This window comes from Streptomyces plumbidurans, from assembly GCF_019857225.1.
GTDB lineage: Bacteria > Actinomycetota > Actinomycetes > Streptomycetales > Streptomycetaceae > Streptomyces > Streptomyces plumbidurans.
In genome coordinates this window covers 22,128-28,537 of the sequence record NZ_JAFJSY010000003.1, presented here as the reverse complement: position 1 = coordinate 28,537, position 6,410 = coordinate 22,128, and the positions used below count along the sequence as shown (strand labels likewise).

At 71.7% G+C, this 6,410-nt stretch carries 7 protein-coding genes and 1 pseudogene; 4 read left to right on the top strand and 4 right to left on the bottom strand.

Translation table 11 applies throughout. The annotated features are described in order from the left end of the window. The 4 genes and pseudogenes from JYK17_RS02990 to JYK17_RS02975 form a co-directional block, all read left to right on the top strand. A pseudogene (locus JYK17_RS02990) lies at positions 1-512 on the top strand (ATP-binding protein); the annotation flags it as partial. Beyond that, positions 509-988, top strand: coding sequence for a roadblock/LC7 domain-containing protein (locus tag JYK17_RS02985; RefSeq protein WP_108006890.1), 480 nt, complete (start codon positions 509-511; stop codon positions 986-988). The pseudogene JYK17_RS02990 and the gene JYK17_RS02985, both read left to right, overlap by 4 nt. A 22-nt stretch (positions 989-1,010) precedes the next feature. Further along, complete coding sequence (locus tag JYK17_RS02980; RefSeq protein WP_108006892.1) at positions 1,011-1,427, top strand: DUF742 domain-containing protein; 417 nt, start codon at positions 1,011-1,013, stop codon at positions 1,425-1,427. Further along, a complete protein-coding gene (locus JYK17_RS02975; protein WP_108006894.1) occupies positions 1,414-2,016 on the top strand; it encodes a GTP-binding protein in 603 nt (200 codons plus the stop codon). Before JYK17_RS02980 ends, JYK17_RS02975 begins: the two co-directional genes overlap by 14 nt. Positions 2,017-2,145: 129 nt before the next feature. Here the strand turns inward: JYK17_RS02975 and JYK17_RS02970 are convergent, their stop codons facing one another. From JYK17_RS02970 to JYK17_RS02955, 4 genes are all read right to left on the bottom strand, one after another. Next, positions 2,146-2,814 carry an ABC transporter permease gene (locus JYK17_RS02970; RefSeq protein ID WP_108006896.1) on the bottom strand — a complete coding sequence of 223 codons (669 nt, stop codon included), beginning with the start codon at positions 2,812-2,814 and terminating at the stop codon, positions 2,146-2,148. Beyond that, on the bottom strand, positions 2,811-3,533 hold the full coding sequence (locus tag JYK17_RS02965; RefSeq protein ID WP_108006898.1) for an ABC transporter permease: 723 nt from the start codon (positions 3,531-3,533) through the stop codon (positions 2,811-2,813). Before JYK17_RS02965 ends, JYK17_RS02970 begins: the two co-directional genes overlap by 4 nt. Further along, positions 3,530-4,696: an ABC transporter ATP-binding protein gene (locus JYK17_RS02960; protein WP_108006900.1), complete on the bottom strand. Its 1,167-nt coding sequence runs from the start codon at positions 4,694-4,696 to the stop codon at positions 3,530-3,532. The genes JYK17_RS02965 and JYK17_RS02960 overlap by 4 nt, the downstream gene beginning before the upstream one ends. Before the next feature lie 363 nt (positions 4,697-5,059). Further along, positions 5,060-6,397 (bottom strand): ferredoxin reductase family protein, encoded by a 1,338-nt coding sequence (locus JYK17_RS02955; protein WP_108006902.1) that lies wholly within the window; start codon positions 6,395-6,397, stop codon positions 5,060-5,062. Positions 6,398-6,410: the final 13 nt, after the last annotated feature.

Genomic DNA, 6,410 nt, shown 5'->3' with positions numbered 1-6,410 from the left:
ACGGCGCCCGCCCCGGCGGCGAGCCCACCCCCCAGCCGGGCCCCCGTCCCTCCATTGCCGTCCAGGGGGGCCTCGGATCGGCGGACGCCGACCGCGCGGGCGGCGGACGGCCGAACCCGTTGCCCCGGCGCCTGCCCCGCCGGGACCCGGCGGCAGCCGAGGCGCACGGCCGGGCCGAGGACGCAACACCCGTCCGCCGGGACAGAGTTGAGCAGCGGGTATCGTCGTCCGCGGCCGAGTCCGGCGCGACGACGGTGTCCGCCCCGGCCGGCGACGGCACCTCCCGCCCGCTGCGCCGCCGCGTCCGCGGTGCCACTCTCCGTACGACCGTGGACGCCGCCCAGTACGCGGCACGGCAGGCCCCGCGGCCCGCCGACCCGGACGCCGTACGCAGCGCGCTCGACGAGTTCGAGGCGGCCGTGGAGCGGGCCAACCGCGACAGCGCCGACGGCCGGCCCGCGACCACCGACCCGCAGGACCAGAACTACCTCCCGGAAGGAGCCGAGCAGTGAGCACGTCGACAGGTGACACTCCCGACGCGGGAGCCACCGCGCATGCCGAACTGCAGGCCGCTGCAGCCGACTTCACCTGGCTGCTCAATCGTTTCGCCACGGAGACGGCGGGTGTCGTGGACGCCATCGCCGTCTCCTCGGACGGGCTGCTGATCGCCGTGTCCGAGCTGCGCGAGCACGCGGACTCCGAGCGGCTGGCCGCGATCGTCTCCGGCATCACCAGCCTGGCCGCCGGCGCGTCCGGCAACTACGGCCTGGGCGGCCTCAACAAGGTCATCATCGACCTGGAGGGCGGACACGTCCTGGTCTCCGCGATCGGCAGCGGCGCCGTCCTCGGCGTGGTCACCGACAAGGAGGCCAAGCTGGGCAACATCGCCTACGAGATGACGCTGTTCGCCAACCGGGCCGGCAACGCGCTCAGCCCGCAGCTGGTGCTCGCGCTGAAGAACAGCGTCGGCTCCCCCACGGCGCTCTGACCCAGGGACGGACGACGACCTCATGGCGGACGGCACCCCACCTCCGGGCCCGGACCCGGTCGGCCCCGCCCCCGCCGTACGGCCGTTCCTGGTCACCGCGGGCCGGGTGGCGCCGACGGCGGCCGGCCGGCCGGTACCGGTCGAGACCCAGGTGGTGGCCACCGCCGAGGGTCTCGCCGTGCTCGACGAGCTCTCCTTCGAGCAGCACGACATCGTCGCCGCCTGCCGGCAGCCGCAGTCCATCGCGGAGCTCGCGGCCCGGCTGCGGCTGCATCTGAACGTGGCCCGGGTCCTCGCCGAGGATCTGCGCGCCGCCGGATATCTGGTGGTGCACGTGCCCGACTCCGGCGTCATCCACGACGCCTCCGTACTGCGCAGGGTCATCGAGGCCCTGCGTGCCATCCCCGACTCCCGAGGGGTACTCCGTGACTCGGACTGATCCGGCCGCGCGCGTCGCGGCCGCCCCGGTGGCCGCCGTCAGACCGCCGCTGCCGGTGAAGCTGGTGATCGCGGGCGGTTTCGGCGTGGGCAAGACCACCGCCGTCGGCTCCATCTCCGAGATCGAGCCGCTGACCACCGAGGCCGCCATCACGGAGGTCGCGGCCGGCGTGGACGACCTGAGCCACACCCCGCGCAAGACCACGACCACGGTGGCGATGGACTTCGGCTGCATCACCATCGACCCGACCCTGAAGCTGTATCTGTTCGGCACGCCCGGCCAGGAGCGGTTCGGGTTCATGTGGGACGACATCGTGGAGGGCGCGGTCGGCGGCCTGGTCATCGTGGACACCCGCCGCCTCGACGACTGCTACGCCGCCGTCGACTACTTCGAGCACCGGCAGATCCCGTTCGCCGTCGCCGTCAACGCCTTCGACGGCAAGGTGGAGCACACCCTGGAGGAGGTGCGCTGGGCGCTGGACGTCACCGAGCGCGTCCCGGTGGTGGTGTTCGACGCGCGTGAGCGGGGCTCGGTGCGCGACGCCCTGCTCGTCGTACTGGAACAGGCGCTCGCGCGCACGGAGGCGTGACGTAACACGCGGCGGTGGGATGAGGTGCGGGCCCGGGGCGGATGGAGGATCCGCCCCGGGCCCGCGGTCTTCGGAGATCTCCGAGGATCTCCTGGGATCTCCGGGAATCTCCGGGAATCTCCGGGGTCGTCAGCTGCTGCGGCGCACGCCGGGCGAGACCGCGAAGCGGGCCACCGTCCAGAAAATGCCGAGCGTCACCAGGGCCAGGACGGCGACCAGGGTCGCACCGCCCACCACCTTCTCGTAGTTGCGCTGGTAGAGGCCGTCGACGATGTACCGGCCGAGGCCGCCGAGCGAGACGTACGCGGCGATGGTGGCGGTCGAGACGATCTGGATGGCCGCCGAGCGCAGGCCGCTGAGGATCAGCGGGAGCGCGACCGGGAGTTCGACGTTGAAGAGGATCCGTGACTCGGCCATGCCCATGCCGCGTGCCGCGTCCACCGGGGACGGGTCGACGGAGCGCACCGCCTCGTAGGTGGTGACCAGGATCGGCGGTACGGCGAGGACGACCAGCGGGATCATCACCGGCGTCAGACCGAGCCCGAGGAGCACGAACATCAGTACCAGCAGGCCGAAGCTGGGCAGGGCGCGCCCCGCGGTGGCGACGAAGGCGACGCTGTTGCCGCCGCGTCCGGTGTGCCCGGTGAGCAGGCCGACGGGCAGGCCGATGGCGGCGGCGATGGCCAGCGCGATCAGCGAGTACTGGATGTGCTCGCGCATCCGGGTGGGGATGCCGTCGTAGCCGTGCCAGTGGGCGCTGTCGCTGAAGAAGGAGTTGATGAAGTGGAGGACGTTCATCGGACGGCGTCCTCCAGTGCTGCGGCGGCCGGTTCGGGCCGGGACTCGGGCTCGTCGACGGGACGGGGCTTGCGGCTGCCGCGCGGCATCCAGGGCGTCACCAGGACGCGCACGAGGACCAGCAGGGCGTCCGCGAGGATGGCGAGGACGGCCGTACCGATCACGGACAGCCAGACCAGGCGCGGCTGGTGGTAGATCATGCCGTCGTTGAGCAGGTTGCCGAGCCCGCCCTGGTTGCCGATCAGCATGCCGACGCTGACCAGGGAGATGCTGGAGACCGTCGCCACGCGCAGCCCGGCGATGATCGCGGGCGCGGCGATGGGCAGCTGTACCTGGAAGTAGCGGCGCACGGGACCGAGCCCCATCGCGGTGGCGGCGTCGAGCGTCTCCTGCGGCACGGACCGCACACCGTCCACGATCGCCGGGACGAACACCACCAGGCTGTAGACGCCGAGCGGGATCATCACGGTCAGCTCGGTCTGGCCGGTGTAGTCGATGAGGACGACGAAGAAGGCCAGCGACGGGATCGCGTACAGGATCGTCGTCACCCACAGCACCGGCGCGTAGATCCAGCGCATCATCACGCACAGCTGGGAGATCGGCAGCGCCACCAGCAGTCCGGCCACGACCGGGATCAGCGCGAGGCGCAGATGGAGGCCGACCAGGCCCCAGTAGGTGTTCTGCAGGTCGCTGGGTATGTCGAAGAGGCCGCCGTTCATCCCGCGACCTTCGCGTCGGTACGTCCGTCCGTACGTCCGTCGGTGTGTCCGTCGGCGCCGTTCTCGGCGTGGGCGGCGCGGATCGCCTCGCCGATGGTCTGCTGCGAGACGACGCCGGTGACCCGGCCGTCGGCGCCCACCGCCACGGCCCAGCCGGTGGGCGAGAGCACGGCGCCGTCGAGCGCGGCGCGCAACGACTCCTTGCCGTGCTCGAAGGGCCGCCCGTACGGCAGCAGCCGCGCGGGGTCGACGGCGCCCGCGGTCAGGAGCGCCGGTTCGCTCCAGCCGAGCGGCTTGCCCTCCACGTCGGTGACGAGCAGATACGGTACGTCGCCCGCGCTGCGCTCGGTGATCTGTTCGGCCGTGGAGTCGACGGCCACGATGGGGGTGGTGAGCAGGCCGAGGCCCGCGGTGGAGAAGAAGGAGAGCCGCCGGATGCCGCGGTCCGCGCCGAGGAAGTCCTCGACGAAGTCGTCCGCGGGGTTGGACAGCAGCTCGGCGGGGGGCGCGAACTGGGCGAGGTGGCCGCCGGTGCGCATCACGGCGACATTGGTGCCGATCTTCACCGCCTCGTCGATGTCATGCGTGACGAAGACGATGGTCTTGCCCAACTCCGCCTGGATGCGCAGCAGTTCGTCCTGCAGTCCCTTGCGCACCACCGGGTCGACGGCCGAGAACGGCTCGTCCATCAGCAGCACCGGAGGGTCCGCGGCGAGCGCCCGCGCGACCCCGACGCGCTGCTGCTGGCCGCCGGAGAGCTGATACGGGTACCGCTTGGCGAGCGCGCCGTCGAGCCCGACCCGCTCCATCAGCTCCCGGGCCCGCTCCCGCGCCTTGTCCTTGCTCCATCCGAGCAGCCGGGGCACGGTCGCGATGTTGTCGACGATCGTGCGGTGCTGGAAGAGCCCCGCGTTCTGGATGACGTAGCCCATCGACCGGCGCAGCGTGTTCACCGGCTGCTGGGCGAGGTCCTTGCCGTCGAGCAGGATCCTGCCCTCGCTCGGCTCGATCATCCGGTTGATCATCCGCAGGGTCGTCGTCTTGCCACAGCCCGAGGGGCCGACGAAGACGGTGATGGACCGGTCGGGTATCTCCAGCGAGAGGTTGTCCACCGCGACCGTGCCGTCGGGGTACCGCTTGGTGACTGAATCTATCCGTATCAAAACGCCGAATACCCTTCGGGTCTGGCAGAGGCCGTCCGCACGGTGGCCTCGGTCAAGCGGGCCGTTGGGGGGAGAGTCTAGACCGATTGTGTTGCAGTAATTCTGCGGGAGCCTGGCGAAATCGCACCCGCGGGCGCCGGCCTCCACAGCGAACACCTCGCACCCCGGCACCGAGGCAGCCCACCCGACGCTCTCCCTCGTAGCGGGCGGATGTGGCCTCGCTGTCGGCCCGGAAAGGGCTGAACCGCGCGTCGGCCTCGCGCAGCCATCGGACAGTGAGACCGGGAAACCCATGACGTGCTCGACTCGGCGCGTCTCAGGTGCCCTTCGCGTACGGCTCGTTTCACGATCTGTTCGTCTCCCTCAGCCCGCCAGGCTGAAGCGCTCGAAGTGGATCTGGTGCTTGGGTACGCCGAGGTCGCGCAGCGTGCGCAGTACCGCGTTCATCATCGGTGGCGGTCCGCACAGGAAGACGTCCCGCTCGGCGATGTCCGGCACCAGCCGCGCCAGCTCGCCCGGCGCCAGCCGGTCGGGGACGGGCGGGCCGGTGACCAGGTGCAGCTCGGCCCCCTTGGCGACCGCCAGCTCCCGCAGCTCGTCGTGGAGGACGGCGTCGCGTTCGGCGGTGACGCGGTGAATGACCACCGCGTGGCCCTCGATGTCCTCCAGGAGCGCCCGGACGGGGGTCACTCCCACGCCGCCCGCGATGAGCAGGGACTCGCTGCGGGTGCGGTGCAGGGTGGTGAAGGCACCGTAGGGGCCCTCGGCGAAGACGCGGGTGCCGGCCTTCACATGGCGCAGGGCGGCGCTGCCCTCGCCGGCCGCCTTCACGGTCAGGCGCAGGCTGCGGCCGTCGGGGGCGGCGGAGAGGGAGAAGGGGTTGGCCTGCCACCAGCGGTCGGGGGTGAGGAAGCGCCACAGGAAGAACTGCCCTGCCTGCGCGGGCAGTTGGTCGAGATCGCGGCCGGTGATGTGGATCGAGACGACGTCGTCGGACTCGGGCACGACCGCCGAGACCCGGAACCGGTGGCGCGCGTTGCGCCACAGCGGCAGCGCGAGGCGGCCGAGTACGAGCGCGCCGAGGGCCACGGCCCACACCCCGTACCAGTACGTCCTCGCCGCGGACGACGCGGTGAAGGTCGTACCGACCGCGACCTGGTGCGTGAAGGCGAGCACCACGGCGACGTAGGTGTACAGGTGGATGAAGTGCCAGGTCTCGTAGGCCAGCCGACCACGGGCGTAGCGGGCCGAGACCGCTCCGACGACGAGGAGGATGCCGAGCGCGACGATCGCGCGGAGCACGCCCTCGGTCGTCTCGGCCAGGTCGACGATCTCGGTGACCGGGCCGACGTCCGCGCCGTCGGCGTAGCCGAAGGTGATGAGGACGACGTGCGCGAGGAGCGTCCACAGCAGGGCGAAGCCGGTCCAGCGGTGCCAGGAGGTCAGCCGGTCCATGCCGATACGGCGGTCGAGCCACGGCAGCCGGGCCACCAGCACCAGCTGGAAGGCCATGACGAGGGCGCCGTAGAGGCCGAAGAGGCGGCCGATGACGATCAGCGCGTTGGAGGCGAAGCCCGCCTGGGCGAAAAGGCAGGCGACCACGGCCGCGTTGGCGGCGAGCACGGCGTACAGGCCGGTGCGGGCCACCACCCTGGGGCGTATCGCCGTGGGGGGCGCAGGGCGTGTTCGGACGGTCGTCACGGGACGGCAGCTC